Source organism: Bradyrhizobium sp. MI1.10 (assembly GCF_055811035.1).
Window position 1 is genome coordinate 168,237 of the sequence record NZ_JBVVPN010000009.1, and the last position, 23,452, is coordinate 191,688.

25 protein-coding genes and 2 pseudogenes are annotated in these 23,452 nt (G+C 60.4%); 13 read left to right on the forward strand and 14 right to left on the reverse strand.

Features of this window, described 5'->3' with window-relative positions:
• Positions 1–152: 152 nt before the first annotated feature.
• Both AC0L3K_RS12230 and AC0L3K_RS12235 read right to left on the reverse strand, forming a co-directional pair.
• Positions 153–959, reverse strand: a complete 807-nt coding sequence (locus AC0L3K_RS12230; protein ID WP_473366099.1) for a pentapeptide repeat-containing protein — start codon at positions 957–959, stop codon at positions 153–155.
• Between the two features lie 97 nt (positions 960–1,056).
• Positions 1,057–2,085 (reverse strand): helix-turn-helix transcriptional regulator, encoded by a 1,029-nt coding sequence (locus AC0L3K_RS12235; RefSeq protein ID WP_473366100.1) that lies wholly within the window; start codon positions 2,083–2,085, stop codon positions 1,057–1,059.
• 40 nt (positions 2,086–2,125) lie between these two features.
• On the opposite strand from AC0L3K_RS12235, the gene AC0L3K_RS12240 reads away from it, so the two are divergent.
• Positions 2,126–5,542: a TM0106 family RecB-like putative nuclease gene (locus AC0L3K_RS12240; RefSeq protein WP_473366101.1), complete on the forward strand. Its 3,417-nt coding sequence runs from the start codon at positions 2,126–2,128 to the stop codon at positions 5,540–5,542.
• A 79-nt stretch (positions 5,543–5,621) separates the two neighbouring features.
• Here AC0L3K_RS12240 and AC0L3K_RS12245 read toward each other — a convergent pair.
• The 4 genes and pseudogenes from AC0L3K_RS12245 to AC0L3K_RS12260 form a co-directional block, all read right to left on the reverse strand.
• Positions 5,622–5,828 (reverse strand): annotated as a pseudogene (locus AC0L3K_RS12245) (transposase); the annotation flags it as partial.
• A gap of 435 nt (positions 5,829–6,263) precedes the next feature.
• Positions 6,264–7,298, reverse strand: a complete 1,035-nt coding sequence (locus AC0L3K_RS12250; protein WP_473366102.1) for a hypothetical protein — start codon at positions 7,296–7,298, stop codon at positions 6,264–6,266.
• Positions 7,299–7,300: 2 nt separating this feature from the next.
• Positions 7,301–8,563 carry an MBL fold metallo-hydrolase gene (locus AC0L3K_RS12255; protein ID WP_473366103.1) on the reverse strand — a complete coding sequence of 421 codons (1,263 nt, stop codon included), beginning with the start codon at positions 8,561–8,563 and terminating at the stop codon, positions 7,301–7,303.
• Entirely contained in the window at positions 8,560–9,603 is a 1,044-nt protein-coding gene (locus tag AC0L3K_RS12260; protein WP_473366104.1) for an ADP-ribosylglycohydrolase family protein, read from the reverse strand. Before AC0L3K_RS12260 ends, AC0L3K_RS12255 begins: the two co-directional genes overlap by 4 nt.
• 590 nt (positions 9,604–10,193) lie before the next feature.
• Here AC0L3K_RS12260 and AC0L3K_RS12265 point away from each other — a divergent pair.
• The 5 genes from AC0L3K_RS12265 to ligD all read left to right on the forward strand — a co-directional run bounded on the left by AC0L3K_RS12265 (position 10,194) and on the right by ligD (position 14,096).
• The gene (locus tag AC0L3K_RS12265) at positions 10,194–10,889 is read left to right on the forward strand and encodes a metallophosphoesterase family protein (RefSeq protein ID WP_473366105.1); all 696 of its coding nucleotides are present in this window, start codon (positions 10,194–10,196) and stop codon (positions 10,887–10,889) included.
• Positions 10,890–10,998: 109 nt separating this feature from the next.
• Positions 10,999–11,775, forward strand: a complete 777-nt coding sequence (locus AC0L3K_RS12270) for a DUF2779 domain-containing protein (RefSeq protein ID WP_473366106.1) — start codon at positions 10,999–11,001, stop codon at positions 11,773–11,775.
• 231 nt (positions 11,776–12,006) lie between these two features.
• Positions 12,007–12,363 carry a hypothetical protein gene (locus tag AC0L3K_RS12275; RefSeq protein ID WP_473366107.1) on the forward strand — a complete coding sequence of 119 codons (357 nt, stop codon included), beginning with the start codon at positions 12,007–12,009 and terminating at the stop codon, positions 12,361–12,363.
• A gap of 67 nt (positions 12,364–12,430) precedes the next feature.
• On the forward strand, positions 12,431–12,949 hold the full coding sequence (locus AC0L3K_RS12280) for a hypothetical protein (protein WP_473366108.1): 519 nt from the start codon (positions 12,431–12,433) through the stop codon (positions 12,947–12,949).
• A 265-nt stretch (positions 12,950–13,214) separates the two neighbouring features.
• A complete protein-coding gene (ligD, locus tag AC0L3K_RS12285; RefSeq protein WP_473366109.1) occupies positions 13,215–14,096 on the forward strand; it encodes a non-homologous end-joining DNA ligase in 882 nt (293 codons plus the stop codon).
• Positions 14,097–14,320: 224 nt separating this feature from the next.
• Here ligD and AC0L3K_RS12290 read toward each other — a convergent pair whose 3' ends face one another.
• From AC0L3K_RS12290 to AC0L3K_RS12305, 4 genes are all read right to left on the reverse strand, one after another.
• On the reverse strand, positions 14,321–14,530 hold the full coding sequence (locus AC0L3K_RS12290; RefSeq protein ID WP_473366110.1) for a response regulator: 210 nt from the start codon (positions 14,528–14,530) through the stop codon (positions 14,321–14,323).
• A gap of 252 nt (positions 14,531–14,782) precedes the next feature.
• Positions 14,783–15,421, reverse strand: coding sequence for a hydrolase (locus AC0L3K_RS12295; RefSeq protein WP_473366111.1), 639 nt, complete (start codon positions 15,419–15,421; stop codon positions 14,783–14,785).
• 242 nt (positions 15,422–15,663) lie between these two features.
• Complete coding sequence (locus AC0L3K_RS12300) at positions 15,664–15,912, reverse strand: hypothetical protein (protein ID WP_473366112.1); 249 nt, start codon at positions 15,910–15,912, stop codon at positions 15,664–15,666.
• A 1-nt stretch (position 15,913) separates the two neighbouring features.
• Positions 15,914–16,141: a hypothetical protein gene (locus AC0L3K_RS12305; protein ID WP_473366113.1), complete on the reverse strand. Its 228-nt coding sequence runs from the start codon at positions 16,139–16,141 to the stop codon at positions 15,914–15,916.
• A 164-nt stretch (positions 16,142–16,305) separates the two neighbouring features.
• Between AC0L3K_RS12305 and ku the strand changes: the two genes are divergently transcribed.
• The 7 genes from ku to AC0L3K_RS12340 all read left to right on the forward strand — a co-directional run bounded on the left by ku (position 16,306) and on the right by AC0L3K_RS12340 (position 20,712).
• Complete coding sequence (ku, locus tag AC0L3K_RS12310; protein ID WP_473366114.1) at positions 16,306–17,229, forward strand: non-homologous end joining protein Ku; 924 nt, start codon at positions 16,306–16,308, stop codon at positions 17,227–17,229.
• A 77-nt stretch (positions 17,230–17,306) separates the two neighbouring features.
• A complete protein-coding gene (locus AC0L3K_RS12315) occupies positions 17,307–17,675 on the forward strand; it encodes a VOC family protein (protein WP_473366115.1) in 369 nt (122 codons plus the stop codon).
• 194 nt (positions 17,676–17,869) lie between these two features.
• The gene (locus AC0L3K_RS12320; RefSeq protein WP_473366116.1) at positions 17,870–18,502 is read left to right on the forward strand and encodes a DUF1326 domain-containing protein; all 633 of its coding nucleotides are present in this window, start codon (positions 17,870–17,872) and stop codon (positions 18,500–18,502) included.
• A 45-nt stretch (positions 18,503–18,547) separates the two neighbouring features.
• Positions 18,548–19,363 carry a DUF2182 domain-containing protein gene (locus AC0L3K_RS12325; RefSeq protein ID WP_473366117.1) on the forward strand — a complete coding sequence of 272 codons (816 nt, stop codon included), beginning with the start codon at positions 18,548–18,550 and terminating at the stop codon, positions 19,361–19,363.
• A 99-nt stretch (positions 19,364–19,462) separates the two neighbouring features.
• Positions 19,463–19,663: a DUF2905 domain-containing protein gene (locus AC0L3K_RS12330; RefSeq protein ID WP_473366118.1), complete on the forward strand. Its 201-nt coding sequence runs from the start codon at positions 19,463–19,465 to the stop codon at positions 19,661–19,663.
• Positions 19,664–19,677: 14 nt separating this feature from the next.
• Positions 19,678–20,451 carry an SDR family NAD(P)-dependent oxidoreductase gene (locus AC0L3K_RS12335; RefSeq protein WP_473366119.1) on the forward strand — a complete coding sequence of 258 codons (774 nt, stop codon included), beginning with the start codon at positions 19,678–19,680 and terminating at the stop codon, positions 20,449–20,451.
• Between the two features lie 90 nt (positions 20,452–20,541).
• The gene (locus AC0L3K_RS12340; protein ID WP_473366120.1) at positions 20,542–20,712 is read left to right on the forward strand and encodes a hypothetical protein; all 171 of its coding nucleotides are present in this window, start codon (positions 20,542–20,544) and stop codon (positions 20,710–20,712) included.
• 120 nt (positions 20,713–20,832) lie between these two features.
• On the opposite strand, the gene modA is transcribed toward AC0L3K_RS12340, so the two are convergent.
• The 4 genes and pseudogenes from modA to AC0L3K_RS12360 form a co-directional block, all read right to left on the reverse strand.
• Positions 20,833–21,579: a molybdate ABC transporter substrate-binding protein gene (gene modA, locus AC0L3K_RS12345; protein WP_473366121.1), complete on the reverse strand. Its 747-nt coding sequence runs from the start codon at positions 21,577–21,579 to the stop codon at positions 20,833–20,835.
• Between the two features lie 198 nt (positions 21,580–21,777).
• A complete protein-coding gene (locus AC0L3K_RS12350; protein ID WP_473366122.1) occupies positions 21,778–22,047 on the reverse strand; it encodes a hypothetical protein in 270 nt (89 codons plus the stop codon).
• A 129-nt stretch (positions 22,048–22,176) separates the two neighbouring features.
• Positions 22,177–22,350: pseudogene (locus AC0L3K_RS12355) on the reverse strand (SOS response-associated peptidase); the annotation flags it as partial.
• 237 nt (positions 22,351–22,587) lie between these two features.
• Positions 22,588–22,743 carry a hypothetical protein gene (locus tag AC0L3K_RS12360; protein ID WP_473366123.1) on the reverse strand — a complete coding sequence of 52 codons (156 nt, stop codon included), beginning with the start codon at positions 22,741–22,743 and terminating at the stop codon, positions 22,588–22,590.
• Positions 22,744–23,452: the final 709 nt, after the last annotated feature.

Here is a 23,452-nt window from a genome sequence, read left to right on the forward strand (position 1 = left end):
TCAAGCCGCACATGGATCTCAGTCGGTAGCCTCAGATGTTCAGTCGATGGCGCTCAAACCGGAGAGATGAATAAATCCGCCGCTATTTGCGTATCGCCGTTGTCCACGATATGCGCCGTGTTTCCGCAGGAGTGCTTCAAGCGCTCGCCCAATCATTTATTGTTCGGGACCGTCGCGAAGTCATAATCGTGCGGCCAGGTGCACCTTGAGCCGATTGCTGCAAACAAAAAATCCACTTCGCAAAGACGCGCAGAACGAAAATTTGTGCCCTCAATCGAGGCACGTTGGAACCGTGTTCGGGTCAATGTGGATCCAGAGAATGAATTCTCACAAACATATTTCATTCCGGCGAAATCCGAATGCGAAAGGTCGGTATTGTCCAGAGACGAACTGCTGAATCGCGTTCCCGAAAAGTAACCCATCACCTGCGCATTGTCGAAATTCGAGAAACTCAGGTCGGTGTTTATGAAGGTTGCTTTTGGCGGCCAACCGTCGATCGAGGGGGGAGGAGTGAGGACGAACGGCGATGGCCAGCCCCATACAACATCATTGCACAAAGCCCTTCGCAAGGTAGCGCCGCAAAAAATCGGGAGCTTCAGCTGAGACCAGGACAGGCGTGCACTCTGCAGGGACGCGCGATGAAAGCTGACTTGATTGGCGCTCGCGCCGGATAGGTCTGCTGCGGTGAAGTCCGATCCCTGCAGGTCAATGATCTCCGGCTCGTGAGACAGGAAGTCGAGCCCCGAGAGGTCACAATCGCTGAAAACCGCTCTCGCGCCGCGGCTGGCATCGTTAAGCCAGGCTGCATGCTGCACGGCAGCATCCTCCAGCTCGCGTTGGCTGATGCGACGCTTATGGCGTTTGGGTACGGCCGGACTGCAAATGCCACCGGGGCTCGGTGCAAGTCCAACAAAGCCGCAGAGTTGCTGAAGGAACCCTCTCCTAGCGAGCGTCTTCATTCATTCGAATCCGTAGTCCGATACTTTTCGGGGCGGGGGAGAAGCCCGGCAGTTTGATAGACCACCGGGATGACAAAACCTGACCGCCCGGGGACGACTAAGGCAGGGCGAGAAAGTCTGATCTGCGGTACGGCTCGACCATTTTTCGAAGAGCGTCGGGTGCCAAGACTTCAACCTGGTCACCCCACATGTAGAGGTGCCAGCACATTTCCAGATGTCCTGAAGCGCTGAAGCGGACGATAAGCGACCCGTCAGGCAGGTCCTCCAGGACCTGTTTTGGATGAAACAGGAAGGCCCGTGCGTGGGCTGCTGCGCCAGGTTTAAACTTCCAGACCACCTCGCCATATTCCGCGTCATTCTGAAATGCGCCGAAGGCCTTCTGTGCGTGCCGGTCAATATCGAAGTCAGGGTCGCGTACAAAGCTCTCGCCGGTCAGCTCCGCGCTTTGAATTCTCTCCGCCACGTAATAGCGCAGCGGACCGTCGACGTCTCCCGCTGGCCTCGCGACCAGGTAGCGTCGGATCCCGATGAGTACGCCATACGGTTCGACAACCCTTGGGGTTGGTTTTGCGGACCCGTGGGAACGGTAGAGGATTTTAAGACGCTGAGAAGACTTCAGCGCCGTCGAAATCGCCGAAATGATCTCGGGCGGAATGCGCGCGGCTGGTCCAGGTCGTGAGGCAAGGCCCTGGGCCTCAAGCAGGGCTTCGTGATCGGTCTCCACGCGAGCAATTTTGTTGCGTGGCACAAGAGCCAGTACCTTTTCGCGAAGGCTGCGAAGCTCAGCGGCCTCAACGCCCAATGCGTTTCGTTCAAGGGTCTCAATTGCCAGATCGAGAGCCGCCAGTTCGTCGGAGGCGAGGGTGAGCAGGTCGCGCAAGGCGCCCGTCTGAAGCCGCCAGCGCTTATGTCCATCCTCGTCGAAGCCCGATTCGGCATCCGGAAACTGGGCCTCCAGCGCGTGCATTATGCGTTGTGCAGTGCGCTTGGAGATTCCCAGCCGCTCCACTATGTCGTCGAGCGTCACGCCGGTGCGCCGGCCTGCGACAAAGGTCGCAAGTTCCAACAGTTGCTGCGCTTTTTCGAAGGACATTCCGGACGACTCAGGGGTGACAGCTATTGTCATGGCAACTCCTTACGTTAGAGTTACACGGTGGGGTTGCGTCATGAAGGTTGAGGAGCAGGGAGTTCTGTTGTCCGCATCGGATCTGATGCGGTTCATGTCGTGCAGGCACGCGACCGCGCTGGATCTGCGATACGCAAGGGGTGAAGCCCTCCTGCCTGTGGACGATACAGAAGATGTCAAGATTCTGCAGAAGCAGGGTGACGAGCACGAATCCCGGTATCTGTCCAAGCTGAAGTCGGACGGTTTTTCCGTCATCGAATTCGGCCGGGATGGAGGGTTGGTCTCCGCGGCTCAGGCCACGCGAGGAGCCCTCGCGCAGGGACCGGATGTCCTATTTCAAGGAGCCTTCTTCGCGGCGCCGTGGGGCGGCTGGTCAGATTTCCTGGTGCGCGTTGAACAGCCCTCAGCGCTCGGTGCGTTCTCCTACGAGGTCGTCGATACCAAATTGAAGCGCAAGCCGGATCCAAAGCACATTTTGCAGCTGGTCCTCTACTCCGACCTCCTGGCCAAAGTTCAGGAGCATGAGCCGGAACAAGCGCATATCGAGTTGGGCAACGGGGAACGGTTTTCATTCCGACTTAAGGAGTATGCCGCTTACGCCCGCCATGCGCGCAGCCGGCTGGAAACGTTTGTAACCACTCCGCCAGCAACATCTCCCGAGCCGGTCAAAATGTGCGGGCTCTGTCGCTGGCGCGACAACTGTCAAGGACAATGGGAGGCAACCGACAGCCTGTCGCTCGTGGCTGGAATTTCCCGAAGTCAGCGAGGCAAGCTGGCAGCGGCGGGGGTTAATACGATGAGCGAGCTGGGACAGCTAACCCAGCGTGTACCCAAACTTGCGGAGACGACCCGCCAAAGGCTGGCAATCCAGGCGCGTTTGCAAACAGCAAGACGGGCTGGTGGTCCTCCGTCCTTCGAACTTAAGCCATTGGATCCCAATCGTGGTCTGGCACTGCTGCCAGAGCCAGACGATGGCGATATCTTCTATGATATCGAGGGCGACCCATTTTATGAAGACGGCCTGGAATACCTTCACGGTGTCTGGTTTGAGAATGGTGGGGTTGGCGTGTTCCGGGACTACTGGGCACACGATCGCGCCCAGGAGGGAGAGGCTCTGCGCCAGCTTATGGCCTTCTTTGCCGACCGGCTGAGCATGTCTCCTAATGCGCATGTCTATCACTACGCCGCATATGAGATTTCAGCTTTGCGGCGACTGACCAGCAGCCACGGCATTGGAGAAGCCCTGCTGGATCAGATGCTGAGAGAAAACCGCTTTGTTGATCTCTATGGCGTCGTCTCGGGCTCACTTATTGCTTCCGAGCCCGCCTATTCCCTGAAGAATCTCGAGGCGTTCTATATGGAAGCGCGAACCGGCGAAGTCAAAACGGCCGGCGGAAGCGTTGTTGCGTATGAGAACTGGCGGGAAACAAATGACCCCAGGATTCTGGAGGAGATTCGGGACTATAACCGGATCGATTGTATTTCGACCCAGAAACTCCGTGACTGGCTGATCTCGTCGGTACGGCCTGCGGGCATGCCATGGAGGTCGGTCGGAGCAAAGAGCAGTCCCGGCAACTTTAGTCTCGACAGTGTCAACGATGAGCAGGCCGCAGCGGACGCTCTGCGCGCGCGGCTCAAAATTGTTGCCGGTCGCCATGGGGATCGCGTCGCCGACCTTCTCTTCGATCTTCTTCACTTCCACGATCGGGAACGAAAGCCTTCCTGGTGGTCGGTTTTCGACAAGATCGGCAAGGAAGCCGAAGACCTGATTGAAGACTTCGAATGCCTAGGTGGACTGGTTGCAAGATCCCGCGCCGTTGATGGCGGCAGGTCGTGGGAGCGCGCGTACGAATTCCCCGAGCAGGAAACGAAGCTGGAGGCCGGAGGCTGTCACGTAGCGGAAAATGGACTGCCCGCGGCCGTGACATTGGTGGATATCAACCGAACGAAGCGAACAGCAACCATCAAATTTTCCAAGGCCCGCTTTGATGTCCCTCCGGATCAGACCTCGATCCTGCCGGGAGGCCCCTTGAACACGGACTCGATAGAGGCCGCCATCGGGCGGGCCGTCGATTCCATTGTTCTGAATGACGGACGATATCCTGCCATCGTTGACTTCATCTCGAAATCCAAACCCCGCTTCGCAGACAAGAGGGGGCAGACTGCGATCGTAAAGCCGAACAACGAGCTTGTCCCGGAAGTCGTATCGGCGGTGTTGGCGCTTGATTGTAGCGTCCTGCCAATTCAAGGTCCCCCTGGCACGGGAAAGACCTACGTAAGCTCGTGCGCCATCCTCGAACTCGTAAAACAGGGAAAACGTGTTGCTGTTGCCTCAAACAGTCACAAGGCCGTCGACAATCTCCTGTGTGCAGTGATCGACCGTGCGACAGAGCTTGGTAAAGCCATCAGCGTAGCCAAAAAGGGAGGTGAAGAGTTCGAAGGTCTCTACAGGGACATAATTCTTCAAACAGAAAGAAATGATGATGAAGATCTTTTCACGGCTTCGGTGGTCGGCGGTACGGCTTGGCTGTTTTCTCGCAACGATTTCGACAAGAGCTTCGACTACCTGTTTGTAGATGAGGCCGGCCAGGTTTCAGTTGCAAACATTGTGGCGATGGCGACGTGTGCCAAAAACGTTGTCCTGGTAGGCGATCCCATGCAGCTTTCCCAGCCGATCCAGGGGGCCCATCCTGGAGAGAGCGGGTTTTCAGCCCTTGAATATCTTCTCGCGGGCCACAACACCGTTCCGGCGGATCGAGGAATCTTTCTTCCGGTATCTCGCAGGATGCATCCCAAAGTCTGCGGATTTATCTCCGACATCATCTATGAGGGACGATTGATCAGCGACGAGGGCGCTGCCCGTCAGAAAATCCTCGGAGAACCGGCTGACGGCCTGTCCGGCGCCCACCTGATCGAAGTCTCGCATGCCGGGAACAGCCAGTTGTCACCTGAAGAAGTCGCTGCCGTCCGTGAGGAGATCCAAACGCTCCTGGGCAAGAGGTTCCGGGACAGGGACGGCAAAGAAAGACGCATCGGGTTGGGCGATATCCTTGTGGTCGCTCCCTACAACCTGCAGGTAAACGCACTCAAGGCAGCCCTCCCGCCCGAGGCGCGGGTAGGGACGGTTGACAAGTTTCAGGGCCAGGAAGCACCAGTGTGCCTGGTTTCGATGACAAGCTCATCCGCGGATGAAATCCCGCGGGGTGTGGACTTTCTCTTTAGTCTCAATCGCATCAACGTAGCGGTTTCCCGTGCGCAAGTTCTTTCATTGGTGTTCGCGAGTCCACGCCTGCTTGAAGTGCCCTGTACCCATGTTGAAGAAATGCGGTTGGTGAACAGTCTATGCGCCTTGAAAGAGTACGGGATGCAATCACGAGGAGCGACGCCGGATGGGAAGAACCACCACCTTGAGCAGGAGACAATCGGTTGCATTCTGCGGAAGCGGGGCAAAGCCTGATTGAGGTGCCAGCTGTTGCGCCTGTACTACATAGGGCACAAGCTGCTGCGGGGCACTCATAGCCGCATCGATCAGGTGGTATGTTCATAACCCGTATCAGATTGTAGGCCAGAACGGACAGAGCCATCTCGGCGGCTACTTTTGGAAGCGGTTTTGTGAGGAAGTGCGTCGCTCCCATGCGAGTCTTCATTGTGCCGAACGGATGTTCGACTGTCTCTCGACGCTGACGCATGGTTTCTTGGTTTGCATAAAGGCGCTGCTGCACGGCCTCGAGCAGATGCTCATGCCCACAGGCGCCCCCGCTATTTTGGATGGAACTTTTTGATCACGACGCGCAGTCGTCAGACAGTTGGGTCTGCCACAACATTGAAGAAGCCGTGGCCATTTTCGAGGATTTCATTTCGCGATGAAAATGATCAATGAATTTTCCTGCGCTCCATGACCCTGCAGCAGATCTTGGTGGGGCGTAGCGGAAGGATCAACTGACGAGGCCTAGGGCCATCAACGAGCTGCGCTGTGCCTTGGACCCGTCGCAGTGCCAGTAATCGCGACGGCTAGGCCTTCGGCGACGCAATTATAACTCCCGTCGTTCTGATGAAGTTCGTTACCATCGAAATTAGATGCCGATCGAGGGCAAAGGCGTGCGGGAAGCAAGGCCGCCTTCGTCCACGTGGATCGTTTGATCGTATGAAAACCCCGTTCGTGCTTGCTCCGAACTGTCTTACGTTCCGGGTATAATGGGCAATGTCATGCCCTTTGAGTTTTGCGCTACAAAGATTGTGATCCCCGCTCCCGCAATCGCTTCGCGGTGCCGGGGCCAAAAGATGTCGTTCTCGATCACCTTGTCCTTCCGGTCGCCGTAAATAACGAGGCCGGGCTGGCCCCTGACAACCAATCTGCTCGGAATTTCCTCTCTCGCCAACCGTGCGACATCGGTAATCAATGGATGAAGCGACGTGGGTGCCGAACTGCTGGACGCGACTGCGCATTTCATCTTGTGAAGACGTTCGAGGATGACGCATGTCTCCGCATAGGCGTTCCTAATGTCGGGCTCATGATCTGCGTGCTTGACGTAGTCTACGTAACCCGGCTCCGGATCTTTCCCGAGCAACTGGCCAATGACTTCAGGCACCCCTTCTTCACTTCTGAGCCGTTTGTCATCGAACGTCTTTGCCTCCCAGAACGCAATTTGAATGCGATCACCGTTCCGTTCGAGCGAAACAAGGTCCATTCGCAATGCGGATTTCTTCCATTCCCATGCGGGGAGCCCCATCTCCAGATCGATGACGTTCCCGCTATTGCCAACAATAGCATCCACACCGGCCTTCTCGTCAGCCTTGAGCCGTTTTCCGGTCTGAGTGGATTTGTCCTGCCAGCGCCGGATATAATTTATGATCTCTTCGAACTTTCGAACCTTCGTCAATTCATTGCACTTCCAAAGTCCCTGCTGGGGGTCGAACAGTGCCTGTTCCTTCCCAGGGATTTTGCTCTCAAAAATGAACTGGACATGACATATGACACGGGCGGTCGCTGGCACGTTTCGTTTTCCTGGCGAGAAGCTGATGTGCGCGACACAACTTCCTTTGTAATAGAAATCCAGCGTGTTGAATCGAACGGCCAGCCGCAATCCATCACCACATCCACTTGGCGTCCAGAGACGAAGTAAATCCTTCCACCAATTGTCGCCTTGCGCGTTCGTCAAGTTGTCGAGGCAGAGAACCGCCTCCTGCCGCAGTCCACGCCTAAATTTACCCACGCTTAGACCCTCCACCATTCGCCATCCGCCCGGCGGGTGACGTTCTGAAAAAAATTGGCAAACTTATTACCCTCAAACGTATGAATGGGAATGAGGGCCTTTGGCGCAATCGCGTTAGCCAATCGTTTCAAATCACCGATGCTTGCATGCCCCGATGTGTGAATCACTTCGAAGGGAACGCCGAGCTCGTCGAGGTCGGACTTCAATTTCGCCCCCGGCCCTTCCTTCAGATAGCCCTCCCATTGCGACCACACCGCCCTAGCCTTGAGCCAAAGATTGGCCTCCTTGGCGTCGCGCATCATCGCAGGGCGGAACAGCATCACGGCCCTATCGCCGATTTCGGTCATGTGTTCGCGGTAAATTCGTGCCTCCTTGTAGGGCTCAAGAAGATCGAAGCGCTCGGTCCTCTTGATATGCCGGCGTTGATACTCGGGGACGTAAACCGCGAGGTTCGGCCATCCCGGCGCCGGCAAATTGGCATTGCCAGTGGCCTTCAAAATCTCCATGGCGTAGAGATCCAGCAGCAGCGTCCGGCCGGTACGCTTGCAGGCGCGATAGATGCTGACCATCCGGTCGATGTTTTGCGCCGAGGCCGAGATTGCAACAAAGCCGGGCGGGTTGAAGCTATCGACGAGCTTCGCTTCGATTTCGGATTCCGTAGGGAAGCGCGCATCCTCGTCGAGCCGGCCGAGACTGGAGCCTTCCATCAGCATGGTATCGATGCCTTGGGGCGGATGGTTCACGAGTTTCTCGAACAATCCTCCCTTGCGGCCATGGGCGCGAATGTCGCCGCTATAGAACAGTCGCCGGCCGGCGACTTCGACCAGCAGGGCATAGGCGTCATAGGCCGAATGATCGACCAGATAGGGCGTGACGCGGAACGGACCGATTTCGAAAGGTTCGCGGTCGCGCAACTCGTAGGAGAGGTCAGGCGCGAAAAAGTTCGGCACGAAGGGCGCTGCCGCGCTCATGATCCGGGCCGTCGCGGCGCCCATTGCCAGCGGGATACTCGGCTTGCACAGCGGCAACAGCCCCCAGTGGTCGCCGTGCCCGTGCGAAATCACGATCGCGCGCAACGCGGGATTCGGACTGCGTAGGCCCGCCACATCCGGCAGCAGCGGCTCGGAAACTTCATCGGCATCGAGCGGCAGCCCAAGATCAAGCAGAATGCGTTCCCCGCCGGCTTCGAGTTCGACGCAGGTCCCGCCAATCTGTTGCGTTCCGCGGTGGATACGGCCGCGAAACCCGGAAGGCAATTCTGTCATGATTGGGCTTTCGTATTGCGAGCTTGCTTCGCGGCGCGTAGCAGGGATGCCGCGCGATCCTCGATCTGCTTTCGCCAGGGCAGCTTTTCGAGCCAGCGCTGTGGGATGCCGGCGCGACCGTAGAGGGCGCCGGCGAGTTGGCCGGTGACGGCGGCCACGGTATCGGAGTCGTGACCCAAATTGACTGCGAGGATCACGGCCTCCTCAAAGGAGGACGTGCGGTGCACGCACCAGAGCGCAGCCTCCAGTGTCGCGATCACGTATCCGGTGGAAGATATCTCATCGCGTGTCTTGCCGACCCAATTGCCGGCGGCGATCCCGTTGAGTTCGTCGTGGCTGAACCAGAACCTCGATCGCAGCACCGTGTTCTTGTCCAAGCCTCGCATGGCCTCGACCAGGAGTGTCGCGAAGAATTCGCAGGCCTTTGCCGCCAGAGTGTTGGCATGGGTTGCCATGCTCTGGCGATGCGCCAGACGCACGGCTTCAGTCAGATCTGATGCAGCAAAAATCGCGACCGGTGCCAATCGCATTAGCGAGCCGTTTCCGGCCTGATTCTTGTCGTGGGGACCGCTCCCGGCCGGGGTCCCGAGCCTGATAAAGCGATCAAGAGCTTGCCGCGTGGTGATCCCGATGTCGAAGCAATGACCGTTGACGCTGTTCTCGCCTTGCTTCCACCACCGCGCGAAGCGGTTCAGCAGGTCGATCTCGTCGAGCGCATTTTGGGCGATCAGCGAATCGGCTAGACACAGCGCCATGCTGGCGTCGTCGGTCCATTCTCCCGGCTTGAGTCCGAATGGGCCGCCGCCGATCATCTCGGACACGTGCGGCAGGGAATCCCGCTCGGAGAATTCCAGCGGCACGCCGAGGGCGTCTCCAACGGCGAGACCCAACATCGCGCCGTAGGCCCGATCTTCGACCAGAGGGCCCAACTTCGGCTTGGGCCGCTCTGTCGCCGAACGGCCGAACTCAATGTGTGCATCGTAATCTTCGGCAATTGGGGCCCCGATGCGCCCAGGGGCGCGCGTATCCTTGAGCGTCACTTTCGCCTGCGCGAGTGACGTCCCGGTCTGCGCCGAAATGACATCGAGAAACGCTTTGGTGTTGAGCGCGGGGTCAATGAGGTAGCTCGCAGACCCGTCCGGCCGGCAGCTCACGTTGCCGGACGGAAAATAGGCCTCGTCGCGAAATCCGACGAAGCCGAAGGCGGCCTGCACGTTGGGCCAGATCTCGTCCTTGTAGAGCGGGAGGTTGTAGTATCGATCCGGCAACAAGCTCAAATCCGACGGAATTTCTGAAAAGTAGCCAGCTATGCGCGAGGGCTTCGACTCGGCGCCAGGCTCGGCAACGAACCAGAACACCGCGCATCGAGGGGAGGAGGTCAATGGTAGGAATTCCTGACTAGGTATCGATACCCAGAGATTCAATTCAGGGCCCGAGAAATTGCGGATATTTTCAAGGAAAGATTAACAGTGGCTTTTCGGACACAGATACTGCTGTCTTTGCTTTCAGTGGCGACTGCCCTTAGAGGTTCGTCGAATAGTATGAGAATCAAAGAAACGCAAAGATCTGGCACCGGCATCCGATTTAGAAACCCGTAGTTGACCCGATACACACTTTCCGAGATTTGGCCTTGAATTTGATCACGTTTGCGATCGGCGATATTCACGGATGCTTCGACAAGCTGCAGTCACTTCTTACGGCCTGCGAAGGAACTGGTGCCGGACGGAGGGCTCGGTTTCTCTTTGTCGGCGACTACATTGATCGGGGGGCTGACAGCAAGCATGTCCTGGACTTCTTGATTGGGCGGCAAATCGGTCAGAGCGACCGCTTCATCTGCCTGCGGGGCAATCACGAGGAAATGCTGATCCGGGCCGCCGATAAGCACCGCTCGGATCGCGATCTCATGACGTGGTGGGGCAACGGCGGCGAACAGACACTTGAGAGCTACGGCGTGGATGACCCGAGCGACCTGCCTCCCAAGCACCTTGACTGGATGCGCGCCCTGCCGCTGCAGACAAGGGACCCGCACCGGTTATTCGTGCATGCGGGAATCAGGCCGGGCGTAGCGCTATCATCACAATCAGCAGAGGACCTGCTGTGGATGCGAGAGCCGTTTCTGTCTTCCGAAGCAGATCACGGCGTCCTCGTGGTGCACGGGCACACTCCAACTCGCTCTCGGAAACCGGACCTGCAGTCAAACCGGTTGAACATCGATACCGGTGCCTGCTTTGGGGGCCCGCTCACGGCCGCGGCTTTTTCTGACAAAGAAAGCGCTCCGCTATTTTTCATCACGGATTCCGGTGAGATCTCAACACCGGGCGAATAGTAATATCACCTGCAGACTAAGTCGGTACGATCGCATGAAAAGACCATCTCAACGCTTCGACTTGTCCGCGTCAGCGCTGCCTCCAGGACCGGAGTGGCCCGTAACGGTATTGCCCAACGGCAGCGGTAAGCGGTGGCTTGCGCAGGGCATCTTTAACCTACTCGCCATTGACCCTGCCCAACTGACGCGCGTGATTGACCGAAGGGTTTACGATGCGACCCGAACAGGAGAGGTCTATCACGATGCCGAAGGTGCGCGCGCGGCGATGGATGGCTGGGCCTATCCGCGGACTTGGCTCGACTTTGAGACGATTGGGTTCCCGGTTCCGCGCTGGCGCGGCACGCGTCCCCATCAATCGATCCCTTTCCAGTTTTCCGCGCATATCGAGCAAGAGAGCTGCGACATCGAGCATCGGGAATTCCTGAGCCTCGACGGCACCGACCCGCGTCGCCCCTGTGCCGAGGCACTGGTCGACATGATCCCGTCGACCGGCGCGGTGATCGCCTACAGTGCCAGCTTCGAAAAGAGGTGTATCGTCGAATTGGCGGATGTGTTCCCGGATCTCGAGGAGGGGCTTCGCGCCATTGCCGATCGGGTGGTCGATCTGCTGCCGGTGACGCGGGCTAACTGGTATCACCGGGATCAACGCGGCAGCTGGTCGATTAAGGCCGTCCTGCCAACAGTTGCTGCCGAACTCGACTATGCGGGCCTTGAGGTGAAAGACGGAGGCAGCGCTCAGAAGGCTTATCGCGAGGCGATCGCGGCAGACACTGGTGAACCGCGTCGGCAGGCCATCGATGCTGCATTGCGCGCTTATTGCGGGCGCGACACGATGGCCATGATCGTTCTGGCATCGGCACTGTTGGGGAAGCAGCCAGTAACCTAGGATCTGTTGAGGGATTCCCAGGTATTTCGATGATTCACGTCTGCCTTTCGAGGGGAGGCGGGATCGAGCATGCTCTCCGCATATTTATTTGAGCTAAGGGAAGCTAACTCGTCAGGGCGTCAACAAAGTTTGCCGCTGCGCGCCATGGCCCATCGATTCCCTTCTCGATGAGACCCATGTGAAACCTTCGGCGGCTACACGGTCTGGACAGAAACCGAACGGAGCAACCCAATGACATCCGCCCGCCGAACCGACTTCGCCGCCTTCGTGCTCGACCTCCTGGACTTCATGGAGGAGAAGATCGGCGAGGCCGTCGACCACGAAAGCTCGCGGCCGGCGGCGATCGGCGAAGCCGCCGGCGCCGTGCCCCTGCTGCGCGACCGGCTGCGGGAAGACGAGGTCGTGGCCGCGCAGTTCATTCTGGCGCTCGGCAACATGCTCGAGCAGCGCTGGGCTTCCGAATGGTGGGACGATCTCGCCAAGACGGATCGCGGCGAATTCGAGCGGATCGCTCGCGATCTCGTCGGTCCGGAGGGCCGCCTGGCGATCCTGCGCGGGATCGTGGCGACGGGCCTGGGCCCGTCGTAGAGGTTCGCGCGCGGGACCGACTCGGATAGCCTCGGCCGTCGTTCCAGGACGGCGGGTAATCGTTGCCATGGCTGACGAACCGAAGCCGGCAAAGGCTGCGAAGAAGAAGCGCCGGCGCAAGCCGCGCGAGGAGTTCGTCGACTACGTGGTGGAGATCGACGGGTGGGGCTGGGGCTACTCGTTTTCCCTCAACCTGGAGCGGCGGCCTGTCGACCCCTACCACGAATTCCGGCACCTGCAGATCCGAGGAAGGATGTTGCGGCCGACCGGGCTGAGGACCGACAGGACGGAGGTCTCGTTGTTGCCCTCGCCGGAGCTCGTGGAGGACCGCCGCAAGGAGTTCGAGCCGATCGCGCTCGGGTCGCTCGACGTCCGTCCGGACGGGATCTCCGCCAACATCGGCATCCCGTGGGACGCCTTGACGCCGATCCTGCAGATGCTGATCGCCGGACAGTTAAGGTTCGCGCTGATGCGCGGCACTAGGCTTCGGCATCGCAGCGCGAAGCTGAACAGCCTTCGGCTCGAGACGAAGCTGACCGAAGACGACATGACGGACGATCCGGCGAGCGAAATCCAACCGGCCTAGAGCGGCGCGTCCACAAGGCTCGGTCGCTTACCGGGGCTTGAGGATCCGGTGGCCCCGTGGCCAGCAGGGCCGGCGCGCGGCGCTGCACGGCTGCCGGAACGAACGATGCCGCCCGCCGTTAGGCTACCAAATCGTGGGATATTCGAAGTAGACTGCCCGTCGTTGCCCATCCGGCCGCGGCGGGTTTTTGTGAGTAGCGTAGTTGGCGAAGCGTACCCAGACGAGGTTTCTGGCAAGGACGATCGAAGGTTCGCGGCCTTCGGAGATGCCGAAATTCATTCCGCCCCAACTCGCCACGCTCAAGTCGAAGCCGCCCTCGGGCGACCACTGGCTCCACGAAATCAAGTACGACGGCTACCGCGTTCAGGTCCACCTGAACCGGGGTCGGGCGACGGTCTACACCCGCACCGGTCTCGATTGGACGAAGCGCTTTTTCGCGATCGCCCGGGCGTTCGACATCCCGGTCGAGCGTGCGATCTTCGACGGCGAGGTGGTCGTGGTGAAGGATGGTCGGACGAACTTTTCCGAGCTCCAGGCCGCGCTCGCCGCCGGGCGGCAAGGGCCGCTGACCTTCCTCGCTTTCGACCTGCTTTTCCTCGAAGGCTTCGACCTGCGCTACGCGCCACTGATCGAGCGCAAGCGGGTCCTGAAGCGACTGTTCGAGGAGACGGGATTGGCAGTCCCCGTGATGTACGCCGACCATCTGGATGGGGACGGGGCGCGGCTGTTCGAACATGCGGCCAAGCTGGGATACGAAGGTATCATCTCGAAGAAGGCCGACGCGCCGTATCGCTCGGATCGCAACGAGGCCTGGATCAAGGTCAAGTGCGTGCAGCGTGCGCGGTTTCCCGTCGTGGGATTCGTGAAGGATCCGACGGGGGTGGCCGCGCTTCACCTCGGCCGGAAGGAGGGGAGGGATCTGGTCTACATGGGCAAGGTCGGCACCGGCTGGTCGCGCACCGTTTCGAGCCAAATCCGGAAGCAACTCGACACCGTCGTCAGCCCGAAATCGAAGCTGACGAAGCCGATCCGGGCCCCCAAGGCCACGTGGGTCGAGCCGGCGTTCGTCGCCGAAATCGAGTACCGCGACATCACGGCCGAGGGGCTGCTGCGCGCATCGTCGTTCAAGGGCCTGTCGAAGGCATGAACTCGAAGTGTCCAATCTGCCGAGGAATCAGCTGGGTGTGCGAGAACCACCCGGACAAACCATGGGATTCCGAATTCGGGTGCGTGTGCGGAGCGGGTATACCATGCGAGTGCAACGAGACCGACGGCATCGACGAGCCGGACGTCAGCCAGGTTATCGTCGAAGACGGGCCGCAGCGCCGCCACTAGCTCTCCGGACGCGAACCGAAAACAAGGCGCGCAGGCTCAACGCGGCGGCTTGAGCTCGCGCGCCAACCAACCCACGGCGTCCGTCTTCATGGGATCCACCGACATCGAGACTTGCTCGGTCCGGTCGCAGGTGGAGCAATCGAACGTCCGCAATTCGAATCCGCGCTCGCCGGGAGAGATGCGCGCCAGCGCCATCCGGTGCTTGCACGCCGGACACATCGGCCTCTCGTTTGTCGGTCTACCCATGACACCCTGCCAAAGGCATCGTACCCGATCAGCGCTGGCTGTCCGCAAAATAGACGACTCAGGGCCGGATTTTCAAAGGACGGATCGACCATCGGAACGGCCGCGGCGCGGAGGGGTTGATTAGCTGGGCTGCGACCATTGCGCGGCCTGCGTAGCTCCGCCCCCCTGCCCCCAAAAGCCCCCAAGGCGGGGCTGCGCTCATCCTTCATCTCAGACGGGAGCGCCACCTTTTCCATACAACCTTCGCGTCCCTTAGGCTGATTGGTGCAGACGGCGATGGTCCGGGAAATACCACCTCATGACCTGTCGCAGCTTGTCGGAATCTCCGCGCGCCCAGTTGCGCATGATCTCGCAGCCGAAGGAGATCGCGGTGATGGGTCTTGCCCCGGCCTGAATCATGCGGTCAAACGCGCGCTCATGCGCGGTCGGCGAGATGCCGCCCACAGCGTCGGCAACCGGATAGACCTCGTAGCCTTCAGTCAGCATGTCGAGGGTCGGAAAGGCCAGGCAGACCTCGGTCCAAAGCGCAGCGATCACCACCTTGCGTCGCCCCGTGCCTTGGACGGCCTTGCGGAAGTCCTCGTCCTCCCAGGCATTGACGCCTGTGCGGTCGATCTCTTCCACTCCCGGCAGAGCTTCGCGGATCGCCGGAATCGTGCCTTCGTTCACGCCCATGCCCACTGCGACCGTCGAGAGCACCACGGGGATGCTGTAGGCTTGAGCGAGTTTGCACAGCGCAACCACATTGAGGGTGATTTCCTCACGGGAGGATGAGGTCACGGTCGAATACTGCTCGGGCTGGTAATCTATCAGGACCAGAACGCAGTTTTGCGGGGTCAGAAGATGATCGGATTTGGGATCGCGGACGGGCTCGGCCTGGATCTTTGCCACGTTGTTCCTCTCGAGTTCGAAGTGAAGCTGTCGTCATTGATGATCTAAACCTGTACCAGACACAATCATACAGCGGTTTCCGTTTGCCGTTCTTCAGCGCGGCAGGAGAGCGACGGGAGGTAGCCAACTAGCGGATTATGGCAAGGGTAGCCGCGTGGAGGCGTTCGGCGGATGGCGCTGCGGAAGATGGATCCGCCCTGTTCAAAGTGCCCAGCACAGGCTTGTTGCGAGGCAGTCGAGCTTCACAGTGCGCTGAGATCGTCGGGAACGTCGCCGAACTTACGGATCACGGTTGCGTCACCGAAATCGCCCGTGGCCGGATCTCCCGTCCTGGAGAAGGCGACCGCGCCGACGCAGGCGGGCTTCCGCGACAGCGCCTCCGCCTTCATCACGGCCGCGTTCGGATTGAAGCACTCGACCGCCTCGCCGGCAGCGACGCCGTCGTCGGCCGCGACGAACGGCAGGGCGACGTAGTAGGTGACCTGGGACATCTCAGTCGTACCAATCCTTTCGATCGCGCGGGGCGTCGAATTTGCCGCGCGAGTAGCCGGCAGAAACCGAAGCCCGAAGCTCCTCGACCTGCGCCTCGAGGAAGCCGTTCGCCACGATCAGCGCCTTGACGGCTTCGCGGGCGTCGCCGCCGCACGCTGCGATGGCCTGGTCGGCGGCGGCCTCCGGGTCGTCGGGGGCGGGCGCGGGGGTCTCGGCTGCGGCGGACATGCCCAACGTTCCCTCTTTGTTCGCTGAGAGTCAGGGCAGACTGCGGCTTCGCCTGGCGCAGCGGGGCCGTTGACGATGAATCGCGGCCGGGCCCGGCGGATTGTCGGAACCAGAGCAATTAAATCGTCTTGAATCCAAGCCGCCCCAAAGGAGTTCTGCGTATCATGGCCCCGCGCGCCAACTGGAAAGGCTTCCTGCGTCTGTCCCTCGTCACCTGTCCGGTCGCGCTTTACCCGGCCACGTCCGAGTCCGAGAAGATCTCGTTCAACCAGCTGAACCGGAGGACCGGCCACCGCATCAAGTACATGAAGGTGGACTCCGACACCGGCGAGGAAGTCGCCAATGAAGACATCGCCAAGGGCTACGCGCTCGACAAGGACACCTTCATCGAGGTTTCGAAGGAGGAGCTCGAGAACGTCGCGCTGGAATCCACCCGCACCATCGAGATCGACGAGTTCGTCGACCGCGCCGAGATCGATCCGCGCTACCTGATCCGGCCCTACTACCTTCGCCCGGACGGCAAGGTCGGCCACGATGCCTTCGCCGTGATCCGCGAGACCATCCGCGAGATGGACAAGGTCGCGATCGGACGGGTGGTGCTGACCAACCGCGAGCATATCATCGCGCTCGAGCCGCTCGACAAGGGACTGATGGGCACGCTGCTGCGCTACCCCTACGAGGTACGGCCAGCGGAGGAGTATTTCGACGAGATCCAGGACGTCAAAGTCACCAAGGACATGCTCGATCTCGCCAGGCACATCGTGAACCAGAAGGCCGGGCGCTTCGAGCCGGACAAGTTCGAAGATCAATACGAAACCGCCCTGATCGACCTGATCAACCAGAAGCGTGCCGGCAAGCCGATCACGCCGAAGGAGCGCCCCGCTGCCGGCAAGGTCGTCGACCTCATGGAGGCGCTGCGGCGATCGGTGGGCAAGGAGGCCGCGCCGACGACGGCGGCCAAGCCTGCCAAGAAGCCGCGCAAGGCGGCATCCGGACAGCGTGAAATGCTGATGCCGATCGAAGGCAAGAAGCCGAAGGAAGCACCGGCGAAGAAGACGGCGGCCAAGCCGCAGCGAAAGTCGGCTTAGGGCGCGTTAAAGGCGCAGGGTGCCGGTCTCCGTCTCGAGCCGATAAGTCTGCGGCGTCGTTAGCGAGAGGTCTTCCAATGACCATCACCCTCAACCACACCATCGTCCCTGCCCGCGACAAGAAGGCAGCGGCGCAATTTTTTGCGCGCATTTTTGGCCTCCATCCTGATCCAAAAGGCGGCCATTTCGCGCCGGTACGCATCAACGACACGCTCACGCTCCTTTTTGACGACGAGGAGGAGTTCGAGAGCCACCACTACGCCTTCCACGTCAGTGATGCCGAGTTCGATGCCATCTTCGGCCGCATTCGCGAGGCGAAGCTCGCCTATGGCAGCGCACCGTGGGGCCTCGAGGACGGCAAGCTCAACGACTGGAACGGCGGCCGCGGCGTCTATTTTCGCGACCCTGACGGCCATGTGCTCGAACTCATGACCGTACCTCAGTAAGCTTCAACCCTCTCACAATCGGTCGGACCATTGCCGTTCGTGTGCAGGGAGACGTTCGGGTCAGCGCGACAGGGGCATCCGCATCCAGTCTTTCGGTCGCACAAAAACATGATAGTCTTCTCGAGAGCCTAGGACGTCCAAGAAGTTCATCTGTGCACGTTTGGTCCTGCTTCCGCGCTGACAGGGAGGGATTTATGGCAGACCAGGTTCAATGGCAGCTTTCCGGCGATTATTTCGAGAATTGCAGTTGCAGCGTCGTCTGTCCGTGCCTCGTGTCGAAGGCGGCCCCTTTGACTTCAAGGCCAACAGAAGGGGTGTGCAACGTGCCGGTCGCCTTCCACATTGAAAGCGGCAAGTACGGCAGCGTTGCGCTCGACGGCCTCAATGTTGCGCTCGCGATCCAGACGCCTGGGCCGATGGCAGAAGGCAACTGGTCGGTGGCTGCCTATATCGATGAACGTGCCGACGACAAGCAGGCCGAGGCCCTCGGTGCGATCTTTACTGGCGCTGCCGGAGGGCCCATGGCGGCGTTTGCGCCGCTGATCGGCAAGAATCTCGGAGTGAAGAAGGTGCCGATCACATACCGCGTGGAGGGCAAGACACGATCCGCGGAAATTCCGGGTATCCTGCACATGTCGGTCGATCCGCTGCCGACCGCGCATCCAAGCGGCGAGATGTGGGCAAACACCGGTCATCCGATTAGCCCGGATAAACTGGCGCTTGCCATGGGAGCATCGGGGAACAATTTCAGCGATCACGGCATGCGGTGGGATAATTCCGGCAAGAACGGCCACTACGCGCCGATCCGATGGACAAGTCAGTCGTAATATCGTGAAGCAGCCCGTCGGCAGCGCCGACGACGTTCGTAGCAAATGACCGACAGCGCACTGGAAGCGGTATTGCAGCGAGATCGCCTGCTTGTTGCCGGTGCGCTCGGCGCGACCGCGGCGCTGGCCTGGGGCTACGTGGTTTGGCTCGCGGCCGACATGGACATGGGCGGCATGGACATGACCGGGTTCCGCATGATTCCGGCCGGCCTGGGACTCATGGCACCGGCGAACGCGCGCTGGGGATTGATCGAATTCGCGTTCGTGTTTGTCATGTGGGCTGTCATGATGATCGGCATGATGGCGCCTTCGGCAGCACCCATGATCCTCATGTACGCGCGCGTGGGTCGACAGGGAAACGTTGAGGGCAAGCCGCTCGTGGCGACGGGTTGGTTTGCCGCGGGCTATTTTCTGGCCTGGATGGGTTTTTCACTCGCGGCCACTCTGGTCCAATGGATGATCGAACGGGCGGCTTTGCTCGATTCCCGGATGGCCAGCGCGAGCAATGTCCTTGGAGGCATCGTGCTGATTGCGGCGGGCGTCTACCAATGGAGCCCGCTGAAGGACGTATGCCTCGCCCGATGCCAGAGCCCGATCGGTTTCCTGATGCGCTACGGCGGCTTTCGCCGCGATTTGCCGGGCTGTCTGCTCTTGGGCCTTCGCCACGGTGCATATTGCATCGGCTGCTGCGGGGCTCTGATGGCGCTCTTGTTCGTGGGCGGGGTTATGAACGTACTTTGGATCGCTGTGCTGGCGCTGCTTGTTCTTCTGGAAAAACTGGTCCCGTTCGGACGGTGGATCGCGCGTGTCGCCGGCGTCGCTTGCGTCGCCGCAGGCGCCGGGATGCTGTTCTTCAGGTAAGCAGCTCCTGTTGTGGTTCAGCAACTAAAATCAGCAGTGCTGAAGCAGCGAAGTCTCGCGATGTCACTGTAAGGGCCGCAAGGCCGATGGAGGTGCTAGATGTCGCGCACGCTCATCATCTTCGGACTTGTGCTGGTCGCCGCTGGGCTGCTTTGGCCTGTCCTTGGCAAGTTCGGGCTTGGCCGGCTACCCGGCGATATTTACGTCGAGCGGCCGAATTTTGCCTTCTACCTTCCGCTGACGACCTCGCTCATCATCTCCGTGGTGCTAAGCGTGCTCCTGTGGCTGGCGAACCGATAGGGGAGGAGGATCAAGTGGCGTTCGTCTTCATCACCGGCAGCACGGACGGGCTCGGTCGCGCGGCGGCGCAGTCGCTTCTTGATGCCGGTCATCGCGTGGTGCTGCACGCCCGCTCGGCGGATCGCGCGGCGAGCATCGGCGAACTCGCGCCGCGGGCGGCGGGGATCGTAATCGGCGACCTCCGTAGCGCCGGCCAGACCAGGAGCATCGCGGACCAGGTCAACGCGATCGGGCGCATGGACGCGATCATTCACAACGCGGGGATCTACACCGAGGGCAGCCGCGGCTCGACACCCGAGGGTCACACCGGCGTCCTCGCGGTCAACACACTCGCGCCGTACATCCTGACGGCGCTGATCGAGCGTCCAGCTCGGCTGGTTTACCTCAGCAGCGGCCTGCACCGCGGCGGGGAGGGCTCGCTGCGTGATCTCGACTGGACGAAGCGGAGCTGGGATCCGGCAAAGGCCTACGCCGAGAGCAAGCTGCAGGTCGTCGCGCTGGCGTTCGCCGTGGCGCGACGCTGGCCCCAGGTGTTGAGCAACGCGGTCGATCCCGGCTGGGTGCGCACAAGAATGGGCGGCCCGGGGGCGCCGGTGGACCTCGAGACTGGACAGCGGACCCAGACCTGGCTGGCCGTAAGCGACGAGCCGGCTGCATTGGTCAGCGGTCGCTACTGGCATCACATGCGGCGGGAGGAGCCGGCCAGCGAGGCCGCCGATCCCGAATTCCAGGACCAGCTCATCGCCAGATTGGGCGAGATGACGGGCGTGGCGCTTCCCGAGGCTTAGGAGCGCGGCCAGCGTTTGCGTCGCCGCCCCGGATTCCTACGGTAGCGTCGAGGACCGACCGTTTACGATTTGCGACTATATTTCCGCCCCATGGACATCGAGTACGACCCCGAGCGCGAGGCGGTTGCGGCGATGAAGCTCGCCACCGAAGCCGATGGCGCCGAACGGCAGAGATGGATCGACGCCGCGCTGGCGTGGATCGAGCTCACTCGCCTGCGGGTGTCTGGTCCCGGGCGCAGCCGGACGGAAGAGGCGCTCTGAGGCGTGTGCCATGAAGGCGAAGATATCGGGCTTTGGGAGCCAGGCAGGACCGCCTCATCGATGAGATCGACGCCGGTTTGATCCTTAAGCGACGTCGCGTCGAAATTACGGGAAAAGCGATCAGCCTGGTTCTAGGCCATGCTTCTTGATGATCGGTGCAGCGGCCGGTGCGGTGAGGAATTTGACCAATGCCGTGGCGGCGTCCACCTCCTTCGTCGCGCTATGAATGCCGCCCGAGTATACGGTGATGTTCTGGATCTCTGCTGGCAACGGTCCAACAATCTGGATGCCCTTCACCGGAATGAGCTCACTCAGCTGGTGGAATCCGATCTCGGCTTCGCCGCGCGCGACCACCTCGCCTACCGGTTCGCCCGGCTTTACCGTGGCCGTTTTCGATTTGACTTGATCGGAGATGCCAAGCCTCTGAAACATGCTGACGAGATAGATGCCGCTCGCTCCAGCCGAGTAGGCGACGGATTTTGCTGCCAGTACCGACCGCTTCACGGCGTCTGCGGAGCTGATATCGGGCGCAGGCGCACCAGCGCGCACCGCAACTCCGATACTCGCTTTCGCGAAATTGACGCGGCTGCTGGCGACCAGTTTGCCTTGCTTGATCAGCTCTTCCGTTCCGCTGTCGCCCAATATGATCAAGTCGGCGGCTTCGCCGGCCGCAATGCGCTTCTGGACATCGGGGGTGCTTGACCACGCCACAGAGACCTTGTGACCTGTGGCCTGCTCGAACTCCGGGATCAATTCGAGGGACGCATCCTTCATTGCAAGGGACGCAAGGAGTTTGATTTCGGAAGCTTGAGACATATTCGGCAGGAGCAAGCTTGCTGCCACGGCGATAATAAATCGCGCTTTCATGACGTCCTCACTGTGGGGCGACTTCCCCGGGGGGCGAACATGACCGTACATCATCGTGGTGTCTATCTCGACTGGGTCTTTAAGACGTCCTCAGCCGGGATTGAATCTCCGCTGCTGGCCATGTGGTCTTTTGCGCCGCCGGTAAGGGCATAGCAGACCGCGCCTTCACTCGCAGCAGCTCGAGTTATGAGTGACCGCCTACCCGAGCACGGAGGGACACTCCGGGCAGGTGTCACCGATCGAGTCCAGGACGTCCCGGATTTCCGCGACCGCCTGGTCTGCAGAGATGCCGGCCGGCGGATCCCGGCGGGCTTCGGCGAGGGCGCGCTCGCGGGCGTGCGGATCCGCGCGGTCCTGCATCCAGCCGTGCTCCTCGCATTCGCGGATCGCGCCGGCTTCCTGCAACACCGAGATCGCCCAGCCGCGCAGCGTCCGGATCGCCGGTCGCGTTACCTTGGTCATCAGCATCGAAATCGCTCCTGCCGGGACGAATCCTTTCGCCCCCTCGCTCGTTCCGGGCGGTTAGCACGGGACAGGGATTCGGAATCGGCAGGGCTTCGGCTTGTCCACCTGTTCCGCGCCGTCTGATGCACAGTCTTAGGCGGCCGGTGCGGGATCTTCCTTCTCGCCCGTCGCCACGATCTTCAGTGCGCCGTCAGGCAGGGGCCGCTGCAGCGTCTTGGCCTCGTCCCAGGGGGCGAGGAGCCAAGTCTCGTACTCTTCGGGCGTGGTGAGGATCACAGGCATCGCCTTCGGATACACGTGGCTGATTGAAAGTTTAGACGACCGCGACGAGATATTCATCTTCTTCAGCCGCAGGGCGTACACGGCCCGCTCATGTCGGGCTGATCAGCATGTGGCATCGTGAAGCGCGGCGCACCGCGAGGATTTCGAGGCGACGTTCTGGACGCGCACCGTGAAGAGGGGAGGCGGGGGCCCCCGGACGTCGAGCAGCGCTGGTTCGTCGGCTGCCACGCGAACGTCGGCGGCGGATATGGTCGGCGACGGTTAGACCGTGCCGCCGAACCCGATCATTCTGTCCAAGCTTGGCCGAATCCCAGCCGCGTCTTCGGCGACAGTCTCGTAGATGCGGGTGAAATCAAGGATCGACTGTTCAATCAAAGTCGGATCACGGGTTTTGGATCTGTTCTCGATGTTACGCATCCAGAGTGGATGCTCCCTTGATTCGATAAGAACGACAAACAACAAGCCCTAAGGAATCACGCCCGATGATAGTCCGAGTTGCTTCGATGAAGCCGGCTGACCGCAGTTCTGCCAAAGAGCGCTCATCGCAATACGACCAATGCCCATTTGCAACCGCCGAGAGCGTCGCTATGGCTTTATCGGACAGTTTGGCTGTATCATTAGTCTCACTCATGACTTCACTGTGCGGGCTTGTGGTGTCAAATGCAAGCTGCGATGGATTTCGACGTGCTTCCTGAAATTCAAAAAAGGGCGAAGGACTGTCTGGAAAATGTCGCCCGTTACGCTCTGTATAATGGAGCTCCCTGAGACGAAACGTTGAGGACTGTCGGCCCTGCAACGGGCGCTCTGGTTGATCTGATCCTCATCAATGAATGAGCCTGCCCTTCGTGGCGCTGGCGCTCTGCGTCATGTACGCCAGCAACATGATGAGTGGCGCGAGGCCTGATCGAGTCAGACATCCGCGACTCCGACCACGCGATCATCCGATAGGCAGAGATCCTCTCGATCGCCGGCAACGCGGCCGCGTGCGGCGCCAAGATCCTGCGCAAAGGCGGCAACGCTTACGTAATCGAGCGCGGCACCATTGTGACGATCATTCCCGACGACCGACAGTGGCTGCCACAGCGGAAGCGCTGAGCGCGTAATTATTGCCATCATTAGATTTGAA